Below are 26095 nucleotides of genomic sequence, written 5' to 3'. Positions count from 1 at the left end.
GTATCAAGTTGGGTGGAAGCGATCAATTTAACATGTCAATCACAATCGGGAGGAACTGCGGCATGAACAAAAATGACGGGATGAATTACGCCCCTGTAGGGAAGCCTCAGCCGGTGGTGAAGCCGGGGGAATTCGTCTTCGCGGCCATTGCTTTGGACCATGGTCATATTTACGGGATGTGCAACGGACTGATCGAAGCGGGAGCCGTTCTGAAATGGGTTTATGATCCCGATCCCGACAAGGTAGCCGCCTTCTTGAAGGCTTATCCCGGAGTCCGGGCGGCGGATCGGGAGGAAACGATACTAAGCGACCCCGAGGTATGCCTCATCGCTGGAGCGGCGGTGCCCTCGGAGCGCTGCGCGCTCGGCCTTCGCGCCATGGAGCATGGCAAGGATTATTTTACGGATAAAACGCCGTTTACTACGCTCGACCAGCTGGAGCAGGCACGCGGGAAAACAGCGGAGACCGGACGCAAATACATGGTGTACTTCAGCGAGCGCCTGCATGTCGAGAGCGCTGTTCATGCCGGAATGCTGATCCGCGACGGAGCCATCGGCCGAGTCGTTCAGGTGACGGGCTTCGGTCCGCATCGGCTGAATGCGCCTACGAGGCCGGATTGGTTTTTCCAAAAGGAAAAGTACGGAGGGATCCTCTGCGATATCGGCAGCCATCAGATCGAGCAGTTTCTCGATTATGCGGACTGCCGGGATGCGCGCGTATTGCACAGCAAGGTCGCAAATTACGCGAACAAGGAGTACCCGGAGCTGGAGGATTTCGGCGATGCCACCCTGCTTGGAGATAACGGAGCCACGCAGTATTTCCGCGTGGATTGGCTGACACCCTCGGGTCTCGGCAGCTGGGGAGATGGAAGAACCCTAATTGTCGGAACGGAAGGCTATATCGAGCTGCGCAAGTACATCGACATCGCCTGCAGCCCGAAATCTGATCATCTGTTCCTGGTAAACGGGGAAGGTGAGTATTATATGAACCTTCACGGCAAGGTGGGCTTTCCGTTCTTCGGAGAACTGATCTTGGACTGCCTGAACCGGACGGAACAGGCGATGACCCAAGCCCACGCATTCAAGGCGGCGGAGCTGTGCCTTCAGGCTCAGCAGCAAGCCGAATGGGTGGAGTAGGGGGAGCTGTGTTGCAGCTTCAGGTTGCAGCAGTTGGCTTCATAAGCGGCAGCTTTGGTTCGGACTCGACAAAAGTTCGATAGAATGGTTCGCGAATTCAACGGCGGCACGACACGCTGGTAACGGTGGCGGCGAAGCTAGAAAGACAACAGGAGGAGTAAGCGATGAAATTGTCGGTGTTTACGGTGATGCTTCCAGATTTTACGCCGGAGGAGACCCTCAAGGTATTAGCGAGGACCGGTTATGACGGAGTCGAATGGCGGGTCACGCATAATGATCCGCAGCGGGCTGGGGAAGAACCGTCATTTTGGGGGAACAATCATTCCACGCTTAGCCCGGATCTTGCGACGGAAGAGCTGCGGAGGCTCAAGGAAGCGCAGGAGGATCAAGGGCTTGCCGTTCCGAACCTCGGCTGCTATCTCGCTTGCGGCGACCTTGCGAGCACGGAGCAGGGAATGAAGGTCGCCAAGGAGCTGGGCGCGCCGTCGATTCGCGTCGGGGTCCCTTATTATGACCGGATGGCAGCTTATGGAGACTTGTTGGCTGAGGCACGCCGCTACCTGGACGGGGTGCAGGAACTCAGCGAGCAATACGGGGTTAAAGGACTCGTGGAGATCCATATGGGCAATATCTCCGCAAGCGCCTCCCTTGCCCGGCGATTGGTAGAGGGCTTCCACCCGGAGCGGATCGGCGTCATTCACGATGCGGGCAACATGGTCCATGAGGGCTTTGAGAATTACCGCTTGGGGCTGGAGGTGCTAGGCGATTATTTGAGCCATGTTCATGTGAAGAACGCTTCTTGGCTTCGAGCGGACGCTACACCGCAGCCTCCGCGAACCTCCTCCTGGAATGCCCATTGGGCGCCACTCCGGGAAGGAGCTGCCGATCTCGGCCAGCTATTTGCCGATCTGCGACACATCGGGTATAACGGCTGGCTCAGCATCGAAGACTTCAGCCTTCCGCATCCGAACGAAGCTTCGCTAAGGGATCAGGCAGAGTACCTGCGCTCTCTGTGGGGATGATTCGAATTTGGCGTTCGGAGACTGACCTTAAACTTAAAGTGTCTGCATGAATAGGAATCAGTCCAGTTACACGTGTGGACCTCATCATTCCCGATAAAGTGGAGGATGAGGTCTTTTCTTTCCACATTGCCGAATAGGGATCTCCTCCTTCCCTCTGTCCTCCGATAGTGAAGAGGGATTTTTCGATGTACAATAGAAGAGACCTGCATCGGTCGACTAGAGAGAAACAGATGCTCTTCAGATGGACAGTGGAAAGGAAGAACGCCTATGAACACCATGCTCATCAAGGGAGCGCAGCTTGTCACGATGAATAACCAGGAGGAAATTCTTCACGGAGATATTCGGGTGAAGGATGGGCGGATCGAAGAAATCGGTCCCGGGTTGATTCCCGCACCTGGTGAGAAAGTGATCGATGCATCGGGAAGAACGGTGATTCCGGGTTTTGTCCAGACTCATATTCACCTTTGCCAAACGCTTTTTCGCGGTAAGGGAGACGATTTGGAGCTGCTCGATTGGCTTCGCAAACGCATCTGGCCGCTGGAAGCGGCTCATGATGAGGAATCCTTGTATTACTCGGCCATGTTGGGCTTAGGTGAGCTGATCCGCAGCGGAACGACGACCATCGTCGACATGGAGACCGTACGGCATACGGACGCGGCCTTTCGGGCCATGGCGGAGAGCGGAATTCGAGCTTTGTCTGGCAAGGTCATGATGGATGAAAAGGGCAATGACATTCCGCTCGCGCTCCAAGAGGACACGGCTCGCTCCCTGCAGGAGAGCGTCGATCTGCTTGAGAAGTGGGACGGGTATGACGACGGGCGCTTGCGCTACGCCTTTTGCCCGCGATTTGTCGTGTCGTGCACCGAGCCGCTGCTTACAGAGGTGCGCGACCTGTCAGCCAAGTATAACGTCATGGTGCATACCCACGCTTCCGAGAATCCTGGGGAGATTGAGATTGTTCAGGCCCGCACCGGGTACCGGAACATCGTCTACTTGGATCGGATTGGACTCGCCAACGACCGCCTCATCCTCGCTCACTGCATTTGGCTCGACGACGAGGAAAAACGCATTCTGCACGAACGCGGAGTCCATGTCAGCCACTGCCCTTCGTCCAACCTCAAGCTCGCGTCGGGTATCGCGGACACCCCGGGGCTTTTACACAATCACGTGTCCGTCAGCCTCGGAGCGGACGGAGCACCCTGCAACAACAACCTCGACATGTTCAATGAAATGCGGCTTGCGGCGCTGATTCAGAAGCCGATTCACGGGCCGACTGCGATGGATGCCAAGACGGTCTTCCGTATGGCGACGATCGGAGGCGCACGTGCTGTTGGAATGGAGAAGGAAATCGGAAGCCTGGAGGTCGGGAAGAAGGCGGATATGGCGATTCTCAACCTGAACGATTTCCACACATTCCCGTCCTACGATGTCGATCCAATCTCGCGGATCGTGTACTCCGCCACTCGCGCGGATGTGGAGACCACAATCATCGACGGTAGAATCGTCATGGAGAACGGCATCATGAAGACCATCGACAAGGCGCTTGTGCTGAAGGAATCGGACCTTTCGATCAAGCGGCTACTCAGCCGGACGTCGCTCGTGTAAGGGAGAGCGAATGCTCTTTAAGCGACAATACAATACGCATCATGATTCGCGAATGTGATCGACTTCACGGCAAGGAGGATGCCTATTGCCTGTCTTCACTTTCCTTTTCCCGCCGGAAACGTGTATGATGGTACTGAAATCCTCATACTTCCGAAAAGGCAGGTGGGCAACATGGGATGGATGGATAAGCTCCGGGAAGGAGCGAACAAAGCATCCGAAGTCGCGAAGGAAACCTTGGAGACGACCAAACTTCATGCCACAGCCGCCAGCAAGCGGCGCGATATCGAAAAGCTGTACGCCAAGCTCGGCAAGGCAGTCTTCGAGGCTTATGACCGAGACGATCTCTCCAGCGCTGCGGACGTGATCAAGGAGTCCAGTGACGGCATCCGTGCGGAAAAGGCGGAGCTCGCCAAAATCGAGCAGCAGCTGCAGGATTTGAAGACGAAGGATAGCAGGGTGCAGTAAGAAGCAACCGCCTGACAGTGGAATGCTCCCTGCCTTACAAGCAAGCCGACAAGGGTTCTTCCTTTGTCGGCTTTTTTTGCGAGGAATCGTTCGGTCAAAAGCAGCCTTAGCTGGAGTTGCTCACCATTCCTTTTACCAATAGGAGCTTATTGTTATTTAGTGTTTTGGGTAACCCTAATTGAGGTCTCACCAATGAGGATCGGAAATGGGGATATTTGGATTTGTGTTATTGTGAGAAAAGTCACAATAATACTTGCATTATCGGATTGATACCCTTACAATCAAGATAGAACATGTGATAAAAATCACGTGAAAAAGAAAACATAAGGATAAGAGGAGGAATCATCATGAAAGTAGCAGTCATTGGTTGTACTCATGCCGGTACGGCAGCGATTGTCAACATCGCACAGCTTTACCCGGATGCCGAGATTACGGTATATGAACGAAATGATAACATCTCCTTTCTTTCTTGCGGAATCGCACTTTATATAGGCGGGGTAGTACAAGATCCTCAAGGGCTGTTCTATTCGTCGCCCGAGAAGCTGGCGGAGTTGGGGGTCAAGACGAAAATGCTTCATGAAGTCATAAATGTCAATACGGAACGTAAAACCCTTCATGCCCGCGACTTGCAAACAGGAGAGGAGTTTGACGATTCCTATGACAAGCTGGTTGTCACGACGGGTTCTTGGCCGATTATCCCGAATCTTGTGGGCATGGACCTGGACGGCATCCTGTTATCGAAAAACTCCAACCATTCCAATGCGATCATCGAACGAGCGAAACAGGTGAACCGAATCACGGTGGTCGGTGCAGGCTATATCGGGGTTGAATTGGTGGAAGCCTTTGAGATGAACGGCAAACACGTTACGCTGATCGACGGTGAGGATCGAATCTTGAGCAAATACTTGGACGAAGAGTTCACCACTCCAATTCAAAAGTCCTTGGAAGAACGCGGAATCACCCTGGCTTTGGGAGAGAAGGTAAGCTCTTTTGCCGGAGAGAATGGAAAGGTAACGAAGGTGATCACAAGCAAAGGCGAGCATGAGACGGACTTGGTCATCCTGTGCATCGGGTTCCGTCCGAATACCGACTTGCTGAAGGGGCAAGTGGAGATGCTGCCGGGCGGAGCGATTCTAGTCAATGACTATATGCAAACCAGTCAGCCGGATGTTTATGCGGCTGGAGACAGCTGTGCGATTCGTTACAACCCGACCGGCAAACACGCCTACATTCCACTGGCCACCAATGCCGTGCGCATGGGGACCCTTGTTGCACGTAATCTGGTAACGCCTACGATCCCTTACATGGGAACGCAGGGGACTTCGGGGATCAAAATCTATGAATTGAACATTGCAGGAACCGGGTTGACCGAGGATGGGGCCAAGGCGGAAGGTATGGATATCGATACCGTGATGATGACGGATAATTACCGACCGGAGTTCATGCCCTCCTTTGAGCAGGTTCAGCTGAAAGTAGTGTTTGATCGCGCCACTCGCCGAATCCTCGGAGCTCAGATCATGTCCAAGATGGATTTGACGCAGTCGATCAACACCTTATCGGTATGCATCCAGAATCGAATGACTGTCGACCAACTCGCATTTATCGACTTCTTCTTCCAACCCCATTACAATAAACCATGGAATTTCTTGAACACCGCCGGGCTTCAGGCTTTGCCGAAAGAAATCACCCGCAAAGAAGAGGTTACGGTCTAATCCAATACGAACTGACGACTTACACCGGTATTGCTAAGCGGTGCCGAGCCGCAGAATCGCGTCTAACCCGGATAGGGGAAGAACGTGAGATTCTGCGGTTTCTTTGTGTTGGCGCGTATTCAATAAAGCACTCATCGTCTATCTGGTGAGAGTCCGGTCATTGGAGGATGTTGTGAACAAGGGAGACCCTCTCCCGTACGAAGTTTTTATGTAACGAGAAGCTCTAATAGCCAATAGGTGAAATGAGCCATCTGCAAGATGGGAGTACGAGGGGATCATAGTACCGGCGAACTCAGGACAACACAACCTGAGGGAGGGAAGGAGCTCTGCTTTGTTCAAACTTTTGGAGGAGGTACTAGTCAGTGAATGCCAAACGGTTAACGACACCATAGGAAACGTTCAACAACTCCGAAAAAGCTAGCACTGTAGCAAAGTAATACGGGGAGCAAACTTACCAATACTCACATAAGAAAAGGGGATAAAATGATTAAGAAAATTACGGGTATATCAGCAGCATTCATAGTAGTTTTGGTATCATTATTTGCATACCTTCATTTTAGATAAACGCAAGGAATAAAAATTAGTTGATTACCGAGTAGAGGGAGAAGGTTACTATGGAACTGTATATTAAGATTAAAGATGCAGATTCATTACCAACAATAGAGGACCTAAAACGAGTAATGTTTTTCGAAAATGCAAGCGTATCTAGATTTGGAAATGATCATCTACTTAGAAAAGGTGCGGAAATTGCATTGTCATGGGATAAATGGATAGATGACCCGAGGTGGTCACATCATTCCAAGTCTAAAGAGTATATTTATATTCAGTTCATTCAACCGAATATTGTTAAAGTTGAAGTTGATGATAGTGCTACTTTTGTAGATAGAAGAGCTGCTATTTTAGCGGGGAAGTTTATAGTTGACATTGACGATGGTGACAGTAGCTATGACAATGAAAAATGGCTGCAAAAGAAAGATTTCATCCGAAGTATAAATAAATACCTCCACTTCTCTTTTCAAAGCGCAGTTGAACAAAGTTTGATAGCGGTACTATAAGATAACCTTGATAAGCTTCGTGCCTTTCAAGGTTTTTCTGTTGAATCATGCTTTCACTAATTTATCAATACAGGTGGTTCACCGAATAATCCTAACTGGATTTATTTCGATCACAGATTCAGGTTTTTTTGTACTCAGTGGGGGAGACAAGAAAATGCAGGCGAAACATTTTCGTGAAATAGCTTGAGCTTTTGAAGCCACAGGAATAAGCAATTTCGGTAACGGTTTTGAAAGGTTCGCTAGATAATAAAAGGGAGGCTCTACTTAAGCGGTAATTTAGCAGATACTGGATCGGAGAGGTTTTCGTGATTTTGTGGAAGCATCTTAAGCATTCACGGCTGCTGATATTGGCTGAAGCCGCAATGTCTTTCAAGTAGATTTGTTTTTGGTACTGTTCCTCAATGAACTTCACCATTTTTTTAAAGCGGTAGGTATCGATCGTAGAGATTGTGCTTGAATTTAGTGACTCTTCTGTGGCTGCTTTCGAGAGAAAAATACAGATCGTGGATAAATGGTTTCTGATTGCAAATTCTACTCCAAAAGTCGCGTTGGGAGCATGTTCGTAGTTGGAAAGGTGATGATAGGCACTCTGAAAATCATTCCTGATTTGTAAATAGTTTTTCGTTAAATAGGAGCTATTGCGAAACGGAGCATAAGAAGGTTCAGAGATCAGTAGTGCTTCTGAATTTGAAGCGGTAATCAGAGGCTTTAGGTATTTTTGGTAAAAAATCTGGTCCTTTTCACTGCAGATGAGATCGGTATGAAATAATAGGGAGTTCATGCTGCAAAAGGGAGCGGCAACAGCATAATGCAGAATGCCCGAATGAATAAAAATTCCATCTCCCTTAGTTAAGGTAAAGTGAAATGAAGGAGTTTGTAAAGTTAGGACACCCTCCTCAATAAAAATCAATTCCAGTTCATCGTGCCAGTGCCAGGGAATATCATCCCCTTCATCATTGGTAAACGTTGCTTCATAGGAAGCGCATGGGAATGATAAAGAACCATGATGCAATCGTTCTTTTTGATTCCTGTCCATAGTTATCGTGCAATCGTTACTTTTTGCAACGTTCATGAGGTAGTCCCCTTCTCCTCCTATTTCTTGTTGCGAAACTCGATTTGGCGATTTCGTTATAGAATATGTCCGTTTTGTAATAGATATGGACCCGAAATGTCTATATTATTATAACAAAATGAACAATATCTAGGAGGCACTTATGACGAACAAAGAAATTGTAAAGGCGTTTTTTGTGGAAAGCTATCAAAATCATCGATATGATTTTGCGATGAAGCACATGGCTGTTGATTATTATGACCATAGCCCGGCTGCTGCGAGAAGTAATCAAGAAGCGGTTGGTATTTTAAAGGTAGTCGAAGCTATGTTTTCGGATTTGCAGATTGAAGTGTTAGATCTCATAGAAGAAAAGGATAGGGTTGCTTCTCGAATAAAATTCACAGGGATCCATACGGGGATCTGTATGGGAATAAAACCAACTGGAAAGCGAATAGAATTTGAGGCTTTGGAAAATTTTAGGTTAAAGGATGGTGTCATCACGGAATCCTGGGGATATTGGCCGGATCTGTCTATCAAAGCCTTTTTGGAAGAGAACCCGTTAGAAGGTTTGGAGGATAATCGATGAAGAAGTTTGTAGAACAGAATTTGTTTTGGATAAGAAAACCGCTCAAGGCTGTAATAGATGAAGGAAAAATTGAAATCTATACAGAGCCAGGAACTGATTTGTGGCAGCGCACCTATTATGGATTTCAGAATGACAATGCTCCGGTTCTGCAAATGAAATCAGAAGATCCGTTCTTCACTTTTATGGTAAAGACACAATTTGAGAGCAGGCATCGCTTTGATCAGTGCGGAGTTGTCATTTACCTGGATAGCGAAAATTGGATTAAGGCATCGATTGAATATGAGAATGAGGAGTATCAGCGGTTAGGAAGCGTAGTTACAAATCATGGCTATTCGGATTGGGCGACAACCGATATACCGGCTTCCATTAAAGAAATGTGGTACCGTTTGAGTAGACGAGAAAGCGACTATTGTATGGAGTGCAGTACAGATGGTGTGATTTTTAAACAGATGAGAATTTGTCATTTATGGGAAGGGGCGAAGGAAATTACATTTGGAATTTATGCGTGTAGTCCTGAACGTTCATCCTTTAAAGCAACTTTTTCTCATATGGAAATAACGGAATGCAAGTGGGAAGCTCATACCTAGTACGCTAGCAACCTTAATCGTATGGATATCAATCAGCGTCAATCGGTTTGGGAAGCAATTAATCCATATTTCGAGAAAAGGTCATGTTTCAATTGGACATGAACCGGATCGGTTTCTTCTTGAGATGATTTTGCTGCATCAATGGATGAAGTCAGTTCAAACTTTCCGTTATTCAAGTTGTTCAAGCCGTAAATCCCTGGTAATGTACCTTGAATAAACATCAAGTATTCTTTATTTGCTTCCATCTCTTTATAATCCTCAATCGCCAGGATCTCCTTTTCTCCAAGCGCATTCGTGCTTACCGCAATCGGTTCAACAATGGTCATGATCGAGGATTCCTTCAAGTCTAAATCGGTATTGTTTTTCAGAACTTTTGAAATCTTGATTTTTGTATTTGTATGAAAGCTCATGAGGTCGCCGCTTGAGTAATTGCTGAGAACAGGCTCCCGATCTTCAAAAGCATCCAAGGGACTTGCAACAACGACGAGATCGGAGTCATTTATCAAACCTTCCGTGTCGGTAAAAACAATAACACATGCCTGAATGGATACTCTCTTAACAGAAGAATCGGACTTCAATAGATTCGTATAAACAAGGGATAATCCTGCTAGACAAAGAATGGCTAAACCCGAAAACAGGATCTTTTTCCTTTTGAGTGTTACCATCAATGAGCCTCCTGCCTACATGCAAAATACTTCCATTTCAATATATCGCACTCCATTTGTTACGTAAAGAAAATAATGGAATGTGGATGTTTCACCTAGGGCATGCTCAGGCGCCATGAAATCAAGAGATTGAAAATACGATATTGAATGGAGTGAGAGAAGATGGAACTTTACGCCGTGCACTTTGCAAACGAATTCAAATATGCAGATTATCGTACCCTTTATCATCATGATGAGCGAACCGAACTGGTTCCTGGGTTTGTGTTTTTGTACTATGTTGCAAAGATAGGTGAGCAGGTGGTTTTGTTTGATACGGGTTTTCGAAGCGAGGAAACCGCAAAGGGATATGGTACGCATTTGCTTGATGTGAAGGAGGAAGTGCTTGCGTTAACAGGGGGAAGAGCCGATCTTATCTTTATCACGCATGAGCATTTTGATCATGTGGAAAGTCTGGATTTGTACCAAGGAGCCGACATCATCGTTGCAAAAGATGCGTGGGAGAAAATCCAAAAGGCATACCCAAAGGTTACAAGTCAGCTCATGCTAACATCAAAAATACAGATGGTTGAAGATGTGTTTGAAGTTGAAGGTTCCTTTTGCTTTAAGGTAATCGGTGGACATACGAAAGGATCTTCTGTCATTTATTTTCATGAAGGAGAACAAAAGTATGTCATCTCCGGAGATGAGACCTACATGCTTGATAATTTTGAGAGGCAGATTCCAAATGGAAACGTGTATAACTTAGAGAAAAATCGGGAGTTTATTAAGCAGGTTCATCGTGAGGGCATGATTCCTTTACCCAGTCATGATGCGTCCGTGATTGCAAAGTATCCAAGAATATCCGAGCATATCGTAAGGATTATTTAGAGCGTGTCTGATCATGCAGCACGATTAAGAAAAGAGCCGAAGAGGATACAACGAGGGCCCGGGTCGGGAATCGATGTAGCCTCTTCGGCTTTATGATTGAAATTCGAATGGCTTACCCGCAGGAGCAGTTCAAGACCGGCTTCCGCGCGGCGAGCGCTTCGTCCAGGCGGCGGACTGCCGTCGTGTAAGGTGCGTTGTGGAGCAAGTCGGGATCGGTCTCGGCTTCCTTCGCGATGCGGATCATCGTGTCGATGAAGCCATCGAGCGTTTCCTTGCTCTCTGTTTCGGTCGGCTCGATCATGATGCACTCCTCGACGTTGAGCGGGAAGTAGATCGTCGGCGGGTGGTAGCCGAAATCAAGCAAGCGCTTGGCGACGTCGAGGGTGCGGACGCCGTAGGCGGCGAGCTTTTTGCCGGAGAGGACGAATTCGTGCTTGCAGATCGTGTCATACGGCGCTTCGTAGTAAGCGGAGAGCCGCTTGCGCATGTAGTTGGCGTTCAGGACCGCGCATTCGGAGACACGGCGCAAGCCTTCAGGGCCGTAGCTGCGAATGTACGTGTAGGCGCGAACGAGAATGCCAAAGTTGCCGTAGTACGCCTTGACGCGGCCGATGGAATCCGGGCGGTCGGCGTCGAGCGCATAGGTTCCGTCCTCGCTCCGAACGACGAGCGGGCTCGGCAGGAACGGAATGAGCTTCGCCTTCACGCCGACCGGACCGGCTCCGGGGCCGCCGCCGCCGTGCGGGGTGCTCATCGTCTTGTGCAGGTTCAGGTGCACGACGTCAAAGCCCATGTCGCCGGGGCGCGTGATGCCCATGATGGCGTTGGAGTTGGCGCCGTCATAGTAGACGAGCCCGCCCGCCTCATGGATGATGTCCGCGATCGCGCGGATGTCGCGCTCGAACAAGCCGAGCGTGTTCGGGTTCGTGAGCATGAGGGCGGCGGTGTCCGGGCCGACGGCGGCGCGCAGGGCGTCGAGATCGACCAGGCCATTCGGCGTCGACTTAATCGTCACCGTCTCAAAGCCGGCGGCGGTAGCGCTCGCCGGGTTCGTGCCGTGCGACGAGTCGGGGACGATGACCTTGGTGCGCTTTTCGCCGTTCTTCTCGTGGTACGCGCGGATCATCATGAGCCCGGTCCATTCGCCATGCGCTCCGGCGGCGGGTTGCAGGGTCACCTGATCCATACCGGTGATGGCGGCGAGATCCTCCTGCAGCGTGAACATGAGTTCAAGCGCGCCTTGGATCGACGATTCCGGCTGATACGGGTGAATCTTCGCAAAGCCGGGGAAGCGGGCGGTGTCTTCATTGATCTTCGGGTTGTATTTCATCGTACAGGAGCCGAGCGGATAGAAGCCGTTGTCGATACCGAAGTTGCGGCGGGACAGGGCCGTGTAGTGGCGAATGACATCGACTTCATACACCTCCGGCAGCTCGGCGGCTTTCTTCCGGAGAAGAGCCTCGGGAATCAGCTCCGAAACCTCGACTTCTGGCACGTCACAGATGGGCAGCGAGTAGGCGATACGGCCGGGGCGGCTGAGCTCGAAGATGAGCGCTTGGTCATGTTCCCCAGCAGAACCGGAGCCGGCGGATGCGCCCGGATCGGCGGCGTTCAAGTGGTCAATGCGAATGTTCATCCCAGGATCCCCTCCAGCTCTTTGGCAAAATGGTCGATCTCGCCCTTCGTGCGGCGTTCGGTTACGGCGATGAGCAGGTGACCGGCGAACTCGGGATAATCCCGTCCGAGGTCGTAGCCGCCGATGAAGCCTGCGGCGAGAAGCTGTTCGTTCACTTCGGCCAGCGAGGCATCTTGCGCTACCTTCAGCACGAATTCATTGAAGAAGGGAGCGGGAAGCGCCTGCTCCACTCCTGGTATAGCGGCGAGCGTCTTGGCGGCGTAATGAGCTTTTTGCACATTCAGACTCGCGGCTTCCTTCAAGCCTTCCTTGCCCATCACGGAGAGGTAAACCGAAGCGCAGAGGGCGAGCAGCGCCTGATTCGAGCAGATGTTCGAGGTCGCCTTTTCGCGGCGAATGTGCTGCTCGCGGGTTTGCAGCGTGAGCACGAAGCCGCGCTTGCCGTCGCGGTCGACCGTCTGGCCGACGATGCGGCCGGGCATCCGGCGCTTCAAGGCGTCGGTGACGGCGAAGAAGCCGCAGGTCGGGCCGCCGAGCGATTCGGAGATGCCGAGCGGCTGCGCATCGCCGACGCAGATGTCGGCGCCGAGCCGGCCCGGCGGCTCAAGAAGCCCCATCGCGAGCGGATTCGCGCTCACGATGAAGAGCGCGCCTGCGCCGTGCACGACGGGCTCGATCGCGACGAGGTCCTCGATGGCGCCGAAGAAGTTCGGCGACTGGACGAGGACCGCCGCGGTATCGCCGTCGACGGCTGCCGCGAGCGCGGCAGCGTCCGTGACCCCGTCTGCGATGTCCACCTCGACCACGTCGAGGTTGAGGCCATGGGCGGTGGTCTTCACGATCTGCCGGGCCTCGGGATGGACGGCCCGGGAGACGACGAGCTTGCGGCGGCGGGTATGGGCCGCCGCAAGGGCGCCTGCTTCACCGAGCGCAGTCGCGCCGTCGTACATGCTCGCATTGGCGGCGGCCATGCCGGTCAGCTCGCAGATGTACGACTGGAATTCGAAGATCGCCTGCAGCTCGCCTTGGCTGATCTCCGGCTGATAAGGCGTATAGGCGGTGTAGAATTCGGAGCGGGAGATGACGTGATTGATGACGACCGGAACGTGGTGATCGTAGATGCCGGCTCCGAGAAAGCTGACGTAGCGGTCGGAATCGGCGTTCTTCCCGGCCAATGTCCGCATGTGCTTCAACAGCTCGTATTCGTCAAGCGCTTCAGATACGTTCAGCCGTCCCTTGAACCGGACGTCCTCGGGGATGTCGGCGAACAGGTCTTCGACCGAGCCGACCCCGATCTCTTGCAGCATGGCTTGCTCGTCTTGCTCGGTGATGGGCAGGTAGCGATGCTTCATTTCGCCTTCTCCTTCCGGATGCGTTTATAGAATGGCGCGGCGATGACGACGGCCTTCAGCCGCTTGCCGCGAATTTCGATTTCAATCTCGGTGCCGAGCTCCGCATACTCCGCCTTCACGAGGGCGAGGCCGAGGTCTCGCTTCAGGCTGGGCGAGCGGGTGCCGGTGGTGACTTCTCCGATCGGCTCGCCAATCGCATAGAGAGGGTAATGCGAGCGCGGGATGCCGCGGTCGATCATCTCGATGCCGACCAGCTTGCGCGGCACGCCTTGCTCCTTCTGACGCAGAAGCGCCTCCCGGCCGATAAAATCGCCCTTGTCGAGCTTCACCCAACGGGCGAGTCCGGCTTCCAGCGGGCTGATCGTCGCGGACAGCTCCTGTCCGTAGAGCGCCAGCCCCGCTTCAAAACGCAGCGTATCCCGCGCTCCGAGGCCGACCGGTACAAGACCTTCCGGTTCTCCGACTTCCAAGAGGCGGGTCCACAGGGCACCCGCTTGCTCTGCCGGGACGTACAGCTCAAAGCCGTCTTCTCCGGTGTAGCCGGTCCGGGAGAGCAGAAGCTTCACACCTGCCACCTCCGTCTCCGCGAGGAAGGTGAACGGCTTCAGTGCCCGCACTCGATCGGGCTCTGCGGCGAGCTTCGTCAGGATGAGCTCGGCGAGCGGTCCCTGCAGAGCAAGCAGCGCCGTCCGGTCGCTCTGATCGTTCAGCGTCACATCGCCTTCGAGATGGCGAGTCAGCCATTCGATGTCCTTTTCCAGATTGGAGGCGTTCAGCACGAGCAGGAACGCTTCGGCATTCAGCTTGTAGACGAGCAGATCGTCCACGGTTCCTCCATCCGGATAACACATGAGGCTGTACTGGGCGGCTCCGTCCGCAAGCCGGGTCACATCGTTTACGGTGAGCTTTTGTAGATAAGCTTCTGCGTCCTTGCCGCTCACATAGACCTCGCCCATGTGAGACACGTCGAAGAGTCCCGCCCGATCTCGGACGGCATCGTGCTCGGCCTGAATTCCGGAGAATTGAACGGGCAGCTCCCAACCGCCGAAATCGATGCAGCGTGCTCCTTCCACAGCCGAATATAGCGGGTACAGCGGAGTTTGTTTCAATGCGGACATCCTCTCACCTCACGGTTTGCTTTTTTCCTACGGGTTTAGAGTGGTTCGTACGCCATGCGGATTATCCGAAAGCGCGCAAAAAAAGGACAGAAAAGAAAACTCGCGACTTCCCGAAAAAAGTCGGTGCGTTTCCCTCTGTCCTTTGTACCTGAGAGTTACCTTGCGTGAATGGCCGAAAGCAAGTTTCCCCTTGGGTGACCCGGGGCGTGTGTTCAAGCCTACGATCGGTCGAGAATCCAACCAGTGGAATCGACTTCCGATCGGGTTTGATAACAAGCTCTAACGCGGGTGCTCTCCAGAGATGCGTCCGGCAATGGTCCTTTTGCCTGAGAGATTCACCTTGCGGCTTACTCCTTCGGCGTTACCAGGAGGTTACGGTAATCTCTCCCATTGCGTTCATCCGCCTATGATATTTGTCATTGCAAAAGGTTCTCACTCCATTAATAAGCGAAAAGGGCGACAATGTCAAGATAACTTACACTGAATTTTTAAAGCAAGGACGCCCCCATTGACAGCCGTATGTTCGATCCGGTACTTTAAATACGTATGCGGCAATCACTGCCCAGGTCACCACAAAGGCCTTTTCCCATCGATTGGAAAAGAGCATGATCAAAGCGAGGGTCATTCCATGAGCGAAGTCAAAGCGGATTTGCTGTACAGCGAAGAGCATGAATGGGCGGCAAAAGGGGCGTCCCGCACCGTGCGGATCGGCATCACGGATTTTGCCCAAAGCCGTCTCGGCGATATCGTATTTGTTGAACTGCCTGAAGTGGGCGCGAAAGCAGCGGCGGGCGACAGCCTCGGAACCATCGAGTCGGTCAAGACCGTTTCCGATCTGTATTCTCCTGTCGGAGGAACGGTGACCAAGCGGAACGAAACGCTGATCGACCAGCCGGAGCTTGTGAATACGGACCCCTACGGAGAGGGCTGGATCGTCGAGCTGGAAGTCGACGGAGAACCCGATGACGCTTTGTCGGAGCTCCTTACTCCCGAGAAATATGAAGAGCTCATCGCCGATCAGGCTTAACCTTGCGTATGTGCCTGCAGCACCCGAACTCGCGAACCGTTCCTGATGGACCGGCGCGGGCGGGTGCTTTTTGGCATTGCCCGGAAGAGCGGATCGATCGTTAACCCATTCCTGTCGCGACTCTGGGTACACGCTTCTGCTGCTCATCTGGTACGTTCAATTGCTCTCGATGATCAAGTGCCTTCGATATCAAGCCTCGCAACCGATGATTCGAATCGGTCTGTGAGGTTTTTCATAGTGTAAGGGGTATTTTTCCGCAAAAACTACGTGAACAGTTTCACAATTAGTCTACAGCCCCTCCCCGTCGATCGTGCTATACTTCTAACCAAACTGGCAGGATCGTTCCATGCCGGATGCTTCGAAGGGGGAATAACCGGATGATTTTGTCCGTATGCGTGGGGAGTTCCTGCCATTTGCGAGGGTCTTACCGCATCATCAGCGAACTTCAGCAATTGATCGAGGAGCATGGGCTCGGGGATCGGATTACACTGCAAGCGAACTTCTGCGCCGGGCGCTGTCAAAAAGCGGTTGCCGTCAAAATCGACGAGGATTCATGCGTGGAGTTGGATTCGACGGATGTGGACGGTTTTTTTGCGGATCATGTGCTGGGAGTGTTGGCGCCATGAATGAAAGTCCAAGCTTTGTTCGCTCGTCCGAAGCCAATTGCAAAAACTGTTATCGCTGTATCCGCAACTGCCCGGTAAAGGCGATCCGGTTCAAGGGCAATCAAGCCGATGTGATGGAGGATTGTATCGCCTGCGGGCTCTGCATCCGGGAATGTCCGCAAAAAGCGATGCATGTTCCGAGCGATGCGGACCGGGTTCGCGACATGCTGCGGGCGGGAACTCCCCTTGTCGTTAGCCTCGCGCCTTCCCATGTTGCATATGAGCACAAGCCCGGATGGATGAAGAAGAAGCTTCGCGAAATCGGTTTTCGCGAGATAAGAGAAACGGCGGAAGCGGCCGAGGTGGTGTCCGGCCTCTACTATGAGGAATTCCGGAATAGGGGAAGGCTCATCACGACCGCCTGTCCGGTTGTCGTCGAGCTGATCGAGCGCCATTACCCGGAGCTGCTTTCTTGTCTAGCCAAAACCGATTCCCCGATGATCGCTCATGCCAAGCTCTTGAAGGCGATGGACCCTTCCGTCAAGGTGGTCTTCGTCGGGCCTTGCTATGCCAAGAAAAAGGAAGCGATGGTGAATCCCGGCGCCATCGATGCGGTCCTGACCTTCGATGAGATAGCTACCTTCGAGGCAGCGCAGGAGCAGATGCAGGAGCCTGGCCCAGTGCCGGGCTTCCGAATGGCAAGCGACTTGTCGGCTGCGGCGGATGACCTTGCTCCTAGTAAGGAGCACGAACAAGCGGCTCGCCTCTACCCGGTGGAAAACGGCGTCATCGAGACGACCTTCTTCGACAAGGGCTTGCCGGAGCTGCATCGCGCTTATTCGGGGATTGAGCTGTGCCAATCCGTCTTGTCCAGGCTCAACCCGGAGGAAGGTTCCTTCTTCCTGGAATTGAATGCCTGCAGCAGCGGCTGCATCAACGGGCCGGTGTCGGGAGATGCCTGCGGCCTGCTGGAGAAGCAAGCGCGCGTGAGCCGCTATCGGAACAGTCCGGCTCCTCGCCGGGAGCTTCCCCGCTTGCCTGCGGAAGCGCTGGCCCGGAGCTTTGCCGATCGCCGCAAGGGCAAGATCGGCCATTCGGAGCAAGCCATCACCGGAATCCTGGAGAAGTTCGGCAAGCACTCCCCCGAGGATGAACTGAATTGCGGCGCCTGCGGCTACTCGTCTTGCCGGGAGAAGGCGGAAGCGGTGCTCGAGGGAAAAGCCGAGCTGTACATGTGCATGCCGTACATGCAGGCCAAGGCGGAGTCGTTGTCCAACGTCATTATCGACAAGACGCCGAATTGCATTCTCGCCGTCAGCGAGGAGCTGATCGTTCAGGAGGTCAATGAAGCGGCTTGCCGGTTCTTTGATGCGAGCATGAAAGAGATGCTCGACGTTCCGATCGAGCTCTTTGTTAACCTCGACGATGTTCCGTTCGTGAAGACCGAGAAGACGCTGAACAAGGTTTATTTTGCCGACCGGAAGAAGACCGCGATGGTGACCGTCACCTACTTGCCGGACTTCCGCTTTTACCTGTTGGTTCTGACCGATCTGACCGAACGGGAGCTGGAGCAGGAGAAGCTGCAGTGCTTGAAGGAGGAGACGATCGAGATGGCTCAGAAGGTCATCGACAACCAGATGCGCGTCTCCCAGGAAATCGCCAGCTTGCTCGGTGAAACGACCGCCGTCACCAAGGTCACGCTCACCAAGATGAAACAGCTGATCTCTCGCGACTAAGGTTGAAAGCGAACTAGACCAACACAGAAGGGCGACTAATGTTTATGGAGAAAACCCGGTTGTTTGCCGAAGTCGGCTACGCCAGCCTGATCAAGAAGGGAGAGGAGCTGTGCGGCGATAAAGTGAACATTGTCCCGTGTGAGGATTCGACCATCGTCATCTTGGCCGATGGGCTCGGCAGCGGGGTGAAAGCCAATATCCTTGCCACACTCACGTCCAAAATCGCCGGCGAAATGCTAAAGAACGGGGCGCTGATCGAGGAAGTGGTCCAGACGGTTGCCGAGACGTTGCCGGTCTGCAAGGTGCGCGGGCTTGCTTATTCGACGTTTACGATTCTACAAGCCTACCACGACGGGACCGTCTACTTGGTTGAGTATGATAACCCGCCTACCTTTCATTTCAAGAACGGCAAGCTCGTCCCGATCGAGCATTCGGAGCGGATGATCAACGGCAGGCTGATCAAGGAAAGCCGCTTCCTCGTGGACCGGCAGGATGCGTTCCTGTTCGTCAGCGACGGGGTCATCCATGCGGGAGTAGGCGGTATTCTCAACCTCGGCTGGCAATGGGACAATGTAGCGGAAGCGATGGAACGATTCATGCGGCGGGACCCGTCGGCGGAAGCGGCTTCCCGCTATCTCACCGAGACCTGCGAGCATCTGTACTGCATGGAGCCTGGAGACGACACGACGGCGGTTTGTGTGAAATTCCGCTATCCGTCTCCGGTGTCGCTTCTGATCGGCCCGCCCGAGGACTCCGCCAGAGATGAGCAGGTCGTGCGCTTGTGGCATGAAGCCCCGGGCAAAAAGATCATCTGCGGCGGCACCTCGGCAAACATCGTCTCCCGGATTCTTGGCCGTCCGCTTCGAGTGGAGCTACCCACTCATCTCGACGCGGAGATCCCTCCCATCGCCCAGATGGAAGGCATCGACCTCGTCACCGAAGGCGTTCTGACGCTGCGCAAAGCGCTGTTTCAACTAAAAGAGTATGCCGAACAAGGGGGCATCCCTCGCGAGATTGCGGGCAGCGACGGAGTGTCCCGGCTGCTCCGCATCCTGAAGGATGCTACCGAAATCCATTTTCATGTCGGAACCGCGATCAATCCGGCGCATCAGAACCCGCATTTTCCGGCTGACCTCAACATCAAGCTGAGAATCATCGACGAGATCGTCGAAGCGCTGCGGAAGCTCGGCTATCCGACGGACCGGACGCTTTATTAGTTCGCTTAAGGCTTCAAGTGTGCTTTCCACTCCATGATATAGCCCAAATAGCCCCAAATGAAAACAAACAGGGAGTGTTTCCTCATGTGGGAGTTTGAAACGGATGTCGAACGTATCCAGCACACGGTCCTTACCGAGATCAGCCGGCTTGCCATCGCGCGCAGAAGGGATTTCCTCTTCGACGAGGTGCCGAAGACGGTCATCCCGGATGGGTTGCCCCAGTTTCGCTGCTGCGTCTACCGAGAGAGGGCCATCGTTCAGGAGCGGGTCAAGCTTGCGCTTCCGCAAGCGGGAGAGCAGATCGTGCATGTCATCAAGCCGGCCTGTGAGCAGTGCCCCGTTCACCGCGTATCGGTGAGCGATTCCTGCCAGGGCTGCATCTCCAAGCGCTGCAAGGAGACCTGCCCGGTCGGAGCGATTAGCATCGTGAACAAGCGGGCGCAGATCGACTACGACAAATGCCTGGAATGCGGCCGCTGCAGCAAGGTATGTCCGTATATGGCGATCACCGACCATCAGCGCCCGTGCAAGGCGGTCTGTCCGGTCAATGCGATCACGGTAGACAGCGGGGAGATCGCCGTCATCGACGAAGAGAAATGCATCAACTGCGGCCGCTGCATCTCGGGCTGCCCGTTCGGAGCGATCGGCGATAAGACGTTTATCCTGGATGTCCTTGATCTCCTTCTGGAGAAAAAACGGCTGAACGCCGTCATCGCCCCTGCTGTAACCGGCCAGTATCCTGGTGTCGAAATGGGCCAGATCAAGCGGGCGCTCAAGCGGCTTGGCTTCTCCCATGTGTTCGAGGTGGCGATGGGAGCGGACGAGACGGTCCGCAAGGAAGCGCTGGAGCTGGAGGAGCATCTGCACGGGAATGAGCCGATGACGAGCTCCTGCTGCCCGTCCTTCGTTCAATTAATCCGCAAGCATTACCCGGCGGTGCTGAAATACATGTCGACGACGCCTTCCCCAATGATCGAAATCGTCACGATGCTGGAAGGGTTGGATGCGGAAGCGCATACCGTGTTCTTCGGCCCCTGCATTTCGAAGAAGGCGGAGATGCTCGGCGCGTACGGAGCGAAGAAGCATTTTGCCATGACCTTCGCCGAGCTTGATGCGTTGTTCGACGCCTTTGCGATCGACCCACGCCAGTGCGAAAGCGAAGAGATCAACGATGCGACCCGGCTTGGCCGCAGCTTTCCGTGGTCCGGCGGGGTTACGGAAGCAATTCTGGAGTATCTGCAACCGGAAGCTCGCGTTCAGACCTTGGCGGGCAACGGGGCTGAGGAATGCATCCAGCATTTGCGCAAGCTGAAGTTCAACAAGCTGGAGGGCGATTTCCTGGAAGGCATGGCGTGCGTAGGCGGCTGTGCGGGCGGTCCCGGCTGTATTCGTGATATCCGCAAGTCCGTCAAGGAGATGAAGGGATTTCGGGATGCGGCGAAGAAGCCGGTAGCCTCCATTTCTTGAGGCGAGCGATGAGAAGGAGGAAACCATCCGGATCATCATGTGTTTTTAAGAACCGGAAATCCGGAAGCCAGCTGGAACTCCATGTACGGACTCCTTTTACTTGATGATCAGTTGGTTCAAGTCGTCGACCATTTCATTTCATGCCGTTTGAACACACGCTTTAAAGAAAGGGGAAGCGCGATATGACGGAAACGGATCTGGAAACGATAAAGCTTCAATGGGCTGATAAAATGCGGAGGCGGAAGCGAAGCCCAATAGAAGAGGTGGTTGCGGGAGGCAGCCGGGAACCCGCCCTGCGCTCGGTCATGGTGTGCGGTGCAAGCGGCTGCCACGACAAGCAGGGGCGCGAGCTGTACGCTACCGTCCGCGACGAGCTCATTCGCAGGAAGCAAGACGAACGGATCGAGCTCGTTCAAACCGGCTGTCTCGGGATATGCGGGCAAGGGCCTGTTCTTGTCGTATACCCGGAAGGGACGGTCTATACGTCCGTACACGTTTCCGATGTGTGGGAGATCGTAGAGGATCATCTGCAAGCGGGACGTCCGGTCGAACGGCTTGTTGCCGGGTATATCGGGGCAACCGAAGACGCGACGCCTCAGGCTCTGTCCCTCCCGCAGAGTGAGAGGCCGTTCATGGAGGAGTGGAGTTTCTTCTCTGGGCAGACCCGGGTGCTGACGAGCCGCTGGGGAAAGATCAACCCCGAACGGCTGGAGGAAGCGATAGGGGCAGGCGAATACCGAGCATGGACAGATGCAGTTTTGCGGAAAAACCCTTCCGACCTGCTGGAACTGGCACAGAGCTATTTGCCTGATTCCAGTCAAGCGGATTGCCTCGTCTGCAGCCTGAACGAAGCGGCACCGGGGCTGGTTCTCCGCCAGGCGCTCGCCGAAAGTGATCCACATTCGCTCATCGAAGGGCTGGCGCTCGCGGGCTATGCGGTGGGAGCTTCTTGTGGGTATATCCATGTCCCCGCGGAATACGAGCTCGCTGCCCGGCGGCTTCGGCTGGCGATTCAAGAGGCGTCAGCCAGCGGCCTGCTGGGCGAGGGTATCCTCGGAAGCGGTTATTCGTTCCGATTGGAGCTCTGTATCGGAGAGGAGGACTTCCTGCAGAAGGAAGCCACCGCCTTGCTGGAGGCGCTGAAGGGGAGAAGAGCGATTCCAGGGGGGGGAGTCGAGTCCGCACTCGGTCGGCTGTTCTTTGAAGGCGGGGCGGTGATGGTAGGCGCTCCCGAAACGTTCGCTCTCTTATCCCATGCGGCCGCGGAGGCTGGAAAGCAAGCCGATCCTGTTGTTGTATCGGACGTCGGTAAGACCCAACTCCTTGCCTTATCGGGACGAATTCGGCAGCCAGGAATCTGCGAGGTAGCGGCCTCCCTCGCCTTGGGCAAAGTCATCGAGTCAGTCGGCGGAGGAGTACCGGAGGGGGAAGCCGTTCGCGCCGTTCAGTACGGAGGACCGGCGGGAGGCTACCTTCGGCCTGATCAATGCGGATTGCCTCTCTCGAACCCAACCCTGTTGAAATGGAGCGAAGGGATGGGAGCGCCGGAGGTTAGGGTCATCGGAGAGAAGGAGAGCCTGCTTGATGCCGTTCGCACCGCGTATGGCTTCTTGGGCAATCAATCCTGCGGGCGATGCAGCACCTGCCGGATTGGATTGATGCGAATCGAAGAGAGCCTCTCCCGATTAACGGAAGAGGACCCGGATGCCGGTTTGCTCCGTCATCTGCGCGAATTAGCCGAATTGCTGCGGGAAACGGCCTCCTGTTCCTTCGGCCATTCGGCGGCCAATCCGCTGTTGACCTACTTGGATCACTTTCTGGAGGCGGGAGCCATGGTCATCAGCTGAGACATTGGTCACTGCCGATCAGCGATGCTTCAGCAGGGAGGAGCCGACCTGCGAAGCATCGCTTTGACCGGGAGAAAGAGTTTTATCTGGTATTTATTAGCTTTTTCTGCTGTCATTTTTATACACCGTATAGGCAGATCCATCACTGGAGGATGCTGGAAAGCGGATTCATGAGAAATTTTTCACTTTATTTTGTTAAACCCCTTGAAAACCATTTGAAGATCGGGTATAGTGAACTCATCGGAAGGAACAAGTTAGTGTGAGCAGATGGGACCGAAAAAGGCCTACCGGGACTATAAATGATCAGCTCGCATTAGCTTAGGATAATCGGTAAGAAGAGAAGCAAGTTCATTCTTTTTTTTCAGCAATTATGTGAATTTATTCACGTTACTTTCATCACAAGCAAGCCGCAAACATCGTTCGCTAAGCCCCAACCAATAGAGAAAAGGCGAAAACTTTATTAACGGAGGGATTTCCATGGCAGTGGAAGAAAAGAAAGTGAAAGACGCAGTGACCGTTCAAGATCAAATCAATCGCCTCGTCGAAAATGCCAAGAAAGCGCAAGACGCCTTCATGGAAATGAATCAGGAGCAAATCGACAAGATCGTTCAAGAAATGGCACTCGCCGGACTCGATCAGCACATGTACCTCGCCAAGCTGGCGGTTGAAGAAACCGGCCGCGGCGTCTATGAAGATAAAATTACGAAGAACATTTTCTCCACTGAATATGTGTACCACAGCATCAAGTATGACAAGACCGTAGGCGTCATCGAAGAAAATCCGTACGAAAACTACCAAAAGATCGCCGAGCCGGTAGGCGTGGTCATGGGGATCACCCCGGTGACGAACCCGACCTCGACGACGATGTTCAAAGCACTCATCTCGATCAAAACCCGCAACCCGATCATCTTCGGCTTCCACCCGTCCGCTCAAAAATGTAGCTCGGAAGCGGCTCGCATCCTGCATGAAGCTGCAGTAAAGCATGGCGCTCCTGAAAACTGCATCCAATGGATCGAACAACCGTCCATGGAAGCCACGAACACCTTGATGAATCATCCCGGCGTTGCACTGATTCTCGCTACCGGTGGTTCGGGCATGGTCAAAGCCGCTTACAGCTGCGGCAAACCGGCTCTCGGCGTAGGCCCTGGTAACGTGCCCTGCTTCATCGAGAAGACCGCCTATCTGGAACAAGCCGTCAACGACCTCATTCTGTCGAAGACGTTTGATAACGGCATGATCTGCGCATCCGAGCAATCGGTCATCATCGAAGAGCCGATTTACGACCAAGTGAAAAAGCTCATGATCGCCCAAGGCTGCTACTTCCTGAACAAGGACGAAATCGCCAAGCTGACCGCCATGGCGCTTAAACCTGAAACCTGCGCTGTCAACCCGGCCATCGTCGGCCAACCGGCAGCCAAGATCGCTGAAATGGCTGGAATTACGGTGCCGGCTGACACGAAGATCCTTGTAGCTGAAATCACTGGCGTTGGACCGAAGTTCCCGCTGTCCGCTGAAAAGCTCAGCCCGATTCTCGCCGCATACCGTGTCAAGAACGCGCAAGAAGGCATCGATCGCGCCGCACAAGTTGTCAACTTCGGCGGTATGGGCCACTCCTCGGTCATCCACTCGAACGACGACGCCGTCATCCAAGCTTTCTCCGACCGCCTGCAAACGGGTCGTATCATCGTTAACTCGCCTTCGACGCAAGGCGCTATCGGCGACATCTACAACACCAACCTTCCGTCGCTGACGCTGGGCTGCGGATCGTACGGACGCAACGCTACTTCGTCGAACGTAACGGCTGTCAACCTGATCAACGTAAAACGCGTAGCATACCGCACGGTGAACATGCAATGGTTCAAGGTTCCTTCGAAGGTTTACTTCGAAAAAGGTGCAACCCAATACCTGGCCAAAATGCCTGACATCTCCCGCGTCATGATCGTTACCGACCCCATCATGGTTAAGCTCGGCTATGTCGAGAAGGTAGAGCACTACCTGCGCAAACGTCAAACGCCGGTCTTCATCGAAGTTTTCTCGGATGTTGAGCCTGATCCGTCCACCACGACGGTTGACCGCGGTGTAGACATGATGAATCGATTCCAACCGGACTGCATCATCGCTCTCGGCGGCGGTTCCCCGATGGACGCAGCGAAAGCCATGTGGCTGTTCTACGAATACCCGGATACCAGCTTCCACGCCCTGAAGCAGAAGTTCATGGATATCCGCAAACGGATCTACAAATACCCACGCCTCGGCAAGAAAGCTCAATTCGTTGCCATCCCGACGACCTCGGGTACCGGCTCGGAAGTAACCTCCTTCGCGGTTATCACCGACAAGAACCAAGGCAACACGAAATATCCGCTGGCCGACTATGAGCTCACGCCGGACGTAGCGATCGTCGATCCGGAATTCGTCTACTCGCTGCCGAAGGTTGCTGTAGCCGACACCGGTATGGACGTTCTGACCCACGCCATCGAAGCGTATGTATCGGTCATGGCGAACGACTTCACCGACGGACTCGCCCTCAAGGCTATCAAGCTGGTGTTCGACAACATCGAGAAATCGTACCAAACGGGAGACCCTGCAGCCCGCGAACACATGCACAATGCTTCCTGCATCGCCGGTATGGCCTTCGCGAACTCGTTCCTCGGCATCAACCACAGCCTGGCGCACAAATGGGGTGCTGAGTTCCACACCTCCCACGGCCGCACCAACGCAATCCTGATGCCGTATGTCATCAAATACAATGCTCAAAAACCGACGAAGTTCGCTTCGTTCCCGAAATATACCCACTTCATCGCCGACGAACGCTATGCCGAAATCTCCCGCTTCCTTGGCCTTCCGGCCCGGACGACGGAAGAAGGCGTGAACAGCCTGATCGAAGCCATCCGCAAGCTGAACAAGACGCTCGGTATCGAGGAATCGTTCCAACAAGTCGGAATCAACGCGAAGGACTTCGAAGCCAAAGCTGATTACCTGGCTGACCGCGCCTTCGAGGACCAATGCACTACGGCTAACCCGCGGATGCCGCTCGTCACCGAGCTGGCTCAACTCTACCGTGACGCCTTCTACGGCAAGAACTAAGAAGTACCTTTTAGAACAATCGCAACGCCCAACCAAGCAGCAGGCTGTCGATTCATCGGCAGTCTGCTGCTTTTATTGGCGCCTAGGACGCTGTCAGTCCTAATCGTGTGGAGATGAATCGTATGGGAAGTTGTGCGGAGACCACGGTTTTAAGCCACAGCGTACTAGAAGAGGGCGCGCCTTACGCCAACATCGCATAAGAAATGTGCCAAAAAAACAGTAGAATGTGAGGCGCTTTCAATGATACGATGCTCC

The 26095-nt window shown here is 53.6% G+C and carries 21 protein-coding genes and 1 riboswitch; of the genes, 16 read left to right on the top strand and 5 right to left on the bottom strand.

Annotation, left to right across the window (positions count from 1 at the left end; translation table 11 throughout):
* Positions 1 to 62 precede the first annotated feature (62 nt).
* The 6 genes from BN2684_RS10365 (at position 63) to BN2684_RS10340 (ending at position 6995) form a co-directional block, all read left to right on the top strand.
* Positions 63 to 1136, top strand: a complete 1074-nt coding sequence (locus BN2684_RS10365; RefSeq protein WP_058302093.1) for a Gfo/Idh/MocA family protein — start codon at positions 63 to 65, stop codon at positions 1134 to 1136.
* A gap of 164 nt (positions 1137 to 1300) precedes the next feature.
* A complete protein-coding gene (locus tag BN2684_RS10360; protein ID WP_058302092.1) occupies positions 1301 to 2158 on the top strand; it encodes a sugar phosphate isomerase/epimerase family protein in 858 nt (285 codons plus the stop codon).
* Between the two features lie 267 nt (positions 2159 to 2425).
* The gene (locus BN2684_RS10355; protein WP_058302091.1) at positions 2426 to 3763 is read left to right on the top strand and encodes a 5'-deoxyadenosine deaminase; all 1338 of its coding nucleotides are present in this window, start codon (positions 2426 to 2428) and stop codon (positions 3761 to 3763) included.
* 171 nt (positions 3764 to 3934) lie between these two features.
* Positions 3935 to 4228: a hypothetical protein gene (locus BN2684_RS10350; RefSeq protein ID WP_148449941.1), complete on the top strand. Its 294-nt coding sequence runs from the start codon at positions 3935 to 3937 to the stop codon at positions 4226 to 4228.
* Between the two features lie 347 nt (positions 4229 to 4575).
* Positions 4576 to 5940: an FAD-dependent oxidoreductase gene (locus BN2684_RS10345; RefSeq protein ID WP_058302089.1), complete on the top strand. Its 1365-nt coding sequence runs from the start codon at positions 4576 to 4578 to the stop codon at positions 5938 to 5940.
* A 614-nt stretch (positions 5941 to 6554) separates the two neighbouring features.
* Positions 6555 to 6995 (top strand): hypothetical protein, encoded by a 441-nt coding sequence (locus tag BN2684_RS10340; RefSeq protein WP_058302088.1) that lies wholly within the window; start codon positions 6555 to 6557, stop codon positions 6993 to 6995.
* Between the two features lie 118 nt (positions 6996 to 7113).
* Here BN2684_RS10340 and BN2684_RS10335 read toward each other — a convergent pair whose 3' ends face one another.
* Entirely contained in the window at positions 7114 to 8067 is a 954-nt protein-coding gene (locus BN2684_RS10335) for an AraC family transcriptional regulator (RefSeq protein ID WP_058302087.1), read from the bottom strand.
* Between the two features lie 142 nt (positions 8068 to 8209).
* On the opposite strand from BN2684_RS10335, the gene BN2684_RS10330 reads away from it, so the two are divergent.
* Positions 8210 to 8632, top strand: a complete 423-nt coding sequence (locus tag BN2684_RS10330) for an ester cyclase (protein WP_058302086.1) — start codon at positions 8210 to 8212, stop codon at positions 8630 to 8632.
* Positions 8629 to 9219 carry a DUF1349 domain-containing protein gene (locus BN2684_RS10325; protein WP_058302085.1) on the top strand — a complete coding sequence of 197 codons (591 nt, stop codon included), beginning with the start codon at positions 8629 to 8631 and terminating at the stop codon, positions 9217 to 9219. The genes BN2684_RS10330 and BN2684_RS10325 overlap by 4 nt, the downstream gene beginning before the upstream one ends.
* Positions 9220 to 9257: 38 nt before the next feature.
* Here the strand turns inward: BN2684_RS10325 and BN2684_RS10320 are convergent, their stop codons facing one another.
* Entirely contained in the window at positions 9258 to 9884 is a 627-nt protein-coding gene (locus tag BN2684_RS10320; protein WP_058302084.1) for a hypothetical protein, read from the bottom strand.
* A 162-nt stretch (positions 9885 to 10046) separates the two neighbouring features.
* Between BN2684_RS10320 and BN2684_RS10315 the strand changes: the two genes are divergently transcribed.
* Positions 10047 to 10751 carry an MBL fold metallo-hydrolase gene (locus BN2684_RS10315; RefSeq protein ID WP_058302083.1) on the top strand — a complete coding sequence of 235 codons (705 nt, stop codon included), beginning with the start codon at positions 10047 to 10049 and terminating at the stop codon, positions 10749 to 10751.
* Positions 10752 to 10863: 112 nt separating this feature from the next.
* On the opposite strand, the gene gcvPB is transcribed toward BN2684_RS10315, so the two are convergent.
* From gcvPB to gcvT, 3 genes are read right to left on the bottom strand one after another with little or no spacing between them, the layout of a single operon-like run.
* Positions 10864 to 12387: an aminomethyl-transferring glycine dehydrogenase subunit GcvPB gene (gene gcvPB / locus BN2684_RS10310; RefSeq protein ID WP_082651872.1), complete on the bottom strand. Its 1524-nt coding sequence runs from the start codon at positions 12385 to 12387 to the stop codon at positions 10864 to 10866.
* Entirely contained in the window at positions 12384 to 13739 is a 1356-nt protein-coding gene (gene gcvPA, locus BN2684_RS10305; RefSeq protein WP_058302082.1) for an aminomethyl-transferring glycine dehydrogenase subunit GcvPA, read from the bottom strand. Before gcvPA ends, gcvPB begins: the two co-directional genes overlap by 4 nt.
* The gene (gcvT, locus tag BN2684_RS10300; RefSeq protein ID WP_058302081.1) at positions 13736 to 14857 is read right to left on the bottom strand and encodes a glycine cleavage system aminomethyltransferase GcvT; all 1122 of its coding nucleotides are present in this window, start codon (positions 14855 to 14857) and stop codon (positions 13736 to 13738) included. Before gcvT ends, gcvPA begins: the two co-directional genes overlap by 4 nt.
* Before the next feature lie 304 nt (positions 14858 to 15161).
* Positions 15162 to 15257, bottom strand: a riboswitch (glycine riboswitch).
* Between the two features lie 228 nt (positions 15258 to 15485).
* On the opposite strand from gcvT, the gene gcvH reads away from it, so the two are divergent.
* From gcvH to adhE, 7 genes are all read left to right on the top strand, one after another.
* A complete protein-coding gene (gcvH, locus tag BN2684_RS10295) occupies positions 15486 to 15884 on the top strand; it encodes a glycine cleavage system protein GcvH (protein ID WP_058302080.1) in 399 nt (132 codons plus the stop codon).
* Positions 15885 to 16261: 377 nt separating this feature from the next.
* Positions 16262 to 16510, top strand: coding sequence for a (2Fe-2S) ferredoxin domain-containing protein (locus tag BN2684_RS10290; RefSeq protein WP_058302079.1), 249 nt, complete (start codon positions 16262 to 16264; stop codon positions 16508 to 16510).
* A complete protein-coding gene (locus BN2684_RS10285) occupies positions 16507 to 18225 on the top strand; it encodes a [Fe-Fe] hydrogenase large subunit C-terminal domain-containing protein (RefSeq protein ID WP_058302078.1) in 1719 nt (572 codons plus the stop codon). The genes BN2684_RS10290 and BN2684_RS10285 overlap by 4 nt, the downstream gene beginning before the upstream one ends.
* 38 nt (positions 18226 to 18263) lie before the next feature.
* Complete coding sequence (locus BN2684_RS10280; protein ID WP_199825312.1) at positions 18264 to 19442, top strand: SpoIIE family protein phosphatase; 1179 nt, start codon at positions 18264 to 18266, stop codon at positions 19440 to 19442.
* Between the two features lie 84 nt (positions 19443 to 19526).
* The gene (locus tag BN2684_RS10275) at positions 19527 to 20909 is read left to right on the top strand and encodes a monomeric [FeFe] hydrogenase (protein WP_058302077.1); all 1383 of its coding nucleotides are present in this window, start codon (positions 19527 to 19529) and stop codon (positions 20907 to 20909) included.
* A 182-nt stretch (positions 20910 to 21091) separates the two neighbouring features.
* The gene (locus BN2684_RS10270) at positions 21092 to 22756 is read left to right on the top strand and encodes a (2Fe-2S) ferredoxin domain-containing protein (protein ID WP_058302076.1); all 1665 of its coding nucleotides are present in this window, start codon (positions 21092 to 21094) and stop codon (positions 22754 to 22756) included.
* Positions 22757 to 23233: 477 nt separating this feature from the next.
* A complete protein-coding gene (adhE, locus tag BN2684_RS10265; RefSeq protein WP_058302075.1) occupies positions 23234 to 25840 on the top strand; it encodes a bifunctional acetaldehyde-CoA/alcohol dehydrogenase in 2607 nt (868 codons plus the stop codon).
* Positions 25841 to 26095: the final 255 nt, after the last annotated feature.

The organism is Gorillibacterium timonense (assembly GCF_001457415.1).
Taxonomy (GTDB): Bacteria; Bacillota; Bacilli; order Paenibacillales; family NBRC-103111; genus Gorillibacterium; species Gorillibacterium timonense.
The sequence above is the reverse complement of the archived record's forward strand: the minus strand, read 5'-3'. Positions and strand labels throughout refer to the sequence as shown.

What these genes read in the sequence shown, in the direction of transcription:
- BN2684_RS10365 (WP_058302093.1), top strand. Translation starts at nt 63, where the DNA reads ATGAACAAAAATGACGGGATGAATTACGCCCCTGTAGGGAAGCCTCAG.
- BN2684_RS10360 (WP_058302092.1), top strand. Translation starts at nt 1,301, where the DNA reads ATGAAATTGTCGGTGTTTACGGTGATGCTTCCAGATTTTACGCCGGAG.
- BN2684_RS10355 (WP_058302091.1), top strand. Translation starts at nt 2,426, where the DNA reads ATGAACACCATGCTCATCAAGGGAGCGCAGCTTGTCACGATGAATAAC.
- BN2684_RS10350 (WP_148449941.1), top strand. Translation starts at nt 3,935, where the DNA reads ATGGGATGGATGGATAAGCTCCGGGAAGGAGCGAACAAAGCATCCGAA.
- BN2684_RS10345 (WP_058302089.1), top strand. Translation starts at nt 4,576, where the DNA reads ATGAAAGTAGCAGTCATTGGTTGTACTCATGCCGGTACGGCAGCGATT.
- BN2684_RS10340 (WP_058302088.1), top strand. Translation starts at nt 6,555, where the DNA reads ATGGAACTGTATATTAAGATTAAAGATGCAGATTCATTACCAACAATA.
- BN2684_RS10335 (WP_058302087.1), bottom strand. Translation starts at nt 8,067, where the DNA reads ATGAACGTTGCAAAAAGTAACGATTGCACGATAACTATGGACAGGAAT.
- BN2684_RS10330 (WP_058302086.1), top strand. Translation starts at nt 8,210, where the DNA reads ATGACGAACAAAGAAATTGTAAAGGCGTTTTTTGTGGAAAGCTATCAA.
- BN2684_RS10325 (WP_058302085.1), top strand. Translation starts at nt 8,629, where the DNA reads ATGAAGAAGTTTGTAGAACAGAATTTGTTTTGGATAAGAAAACCGCTC.
- BN2684_RS10320 (WP_058302084.1), bottom strand. Translation starts at nt 9,884, where the DNA reads ATGGTAACACTCAAAAGGAAAAAGATCCTGTTTTCGGGTTTAGCCATT.
- BN2684_RS10315 (WP_058302083.1), top strand. Translation starts at nt 10,047, where the DNA reads ATGGAACTTTACGCCGTGCACTTTGCAAACGAATTCAAATATGCAGAT.
- gcvPB (WP_082651872.1), bottom strand. Translation starts at nt 12,387, where the DNA reads ATGAACATTCGCATTGACCACTTGAACGCCGCCGATCCGGGCGCATCC.
- gcvPA (WP_058302082.1), bottom strand. Translation starts at nt 13,739, where the DNA reads ATGAAGCATCGCTACCTGCCCATCACCGAGCAAGACGAGCAAGCCATG.
- gcvT (WP_058302081.1), bottom strand. Translation starts at nt 14,857, where the DNA reads ATGTCCGCATTGAAACAAACTCCGCTGTACCCGCTATATTCGGCTGTG.
- gcvH (WP_058302080.1), top strand. Translation starts at nt 15,486, where the DNA reads ATGAGCGAAGTCAAAGCGGATTTGCTGTACAGCGAAGAGCATGAATGG.
- BN2684_RS10290 (WP_058302079.1), top strand. Translation starts at nt 16,262, where the DNA reads ATGATTTTGTCCGTATGCGTGGGGAGTTCCTGCCATTTGCGAGGGTCT.
- BN2684_RS10285 (WP_058302078.1), top strand. Translation starts at nt 16,507, where the DNA reads ATGAATGAAAGTCCAAGCTTTGTTCGCTCGTCCGAAGCCAATTGCAAA.
- BN2684_RS10280 (WP_199825312.1), top strand. Translation starts at nt 18,264, where the DNA reads ATGTTTATGGAGAAAACCCGGTTGTTTGCCGAAGTCGGCTACGCCAGC.
- BN2684_RS10275 (WP_058302077.1), top strand. Translation starts at nt 19,527, where the DNA reads ATGTGGGAGTTTGAAACGGATGTCGAACGTATCCAGCACACGGTCCTT.
- BN2684_RS10270 (WP_058302076.1), top strand. Translation starts at nt 21,092, where the DNA reads ATGACGGAAACGGATCTGGAAACGATAAAGCTTCAATGGGCTGATAAA.
- adhE (WP_058302075.1), top strand. Translation starts at nt 23,234, where the DNA reads ATGGCAGTGGAAGAAAAGAAAGTGAAAGACGCAGTGACCGTTCAAGAT.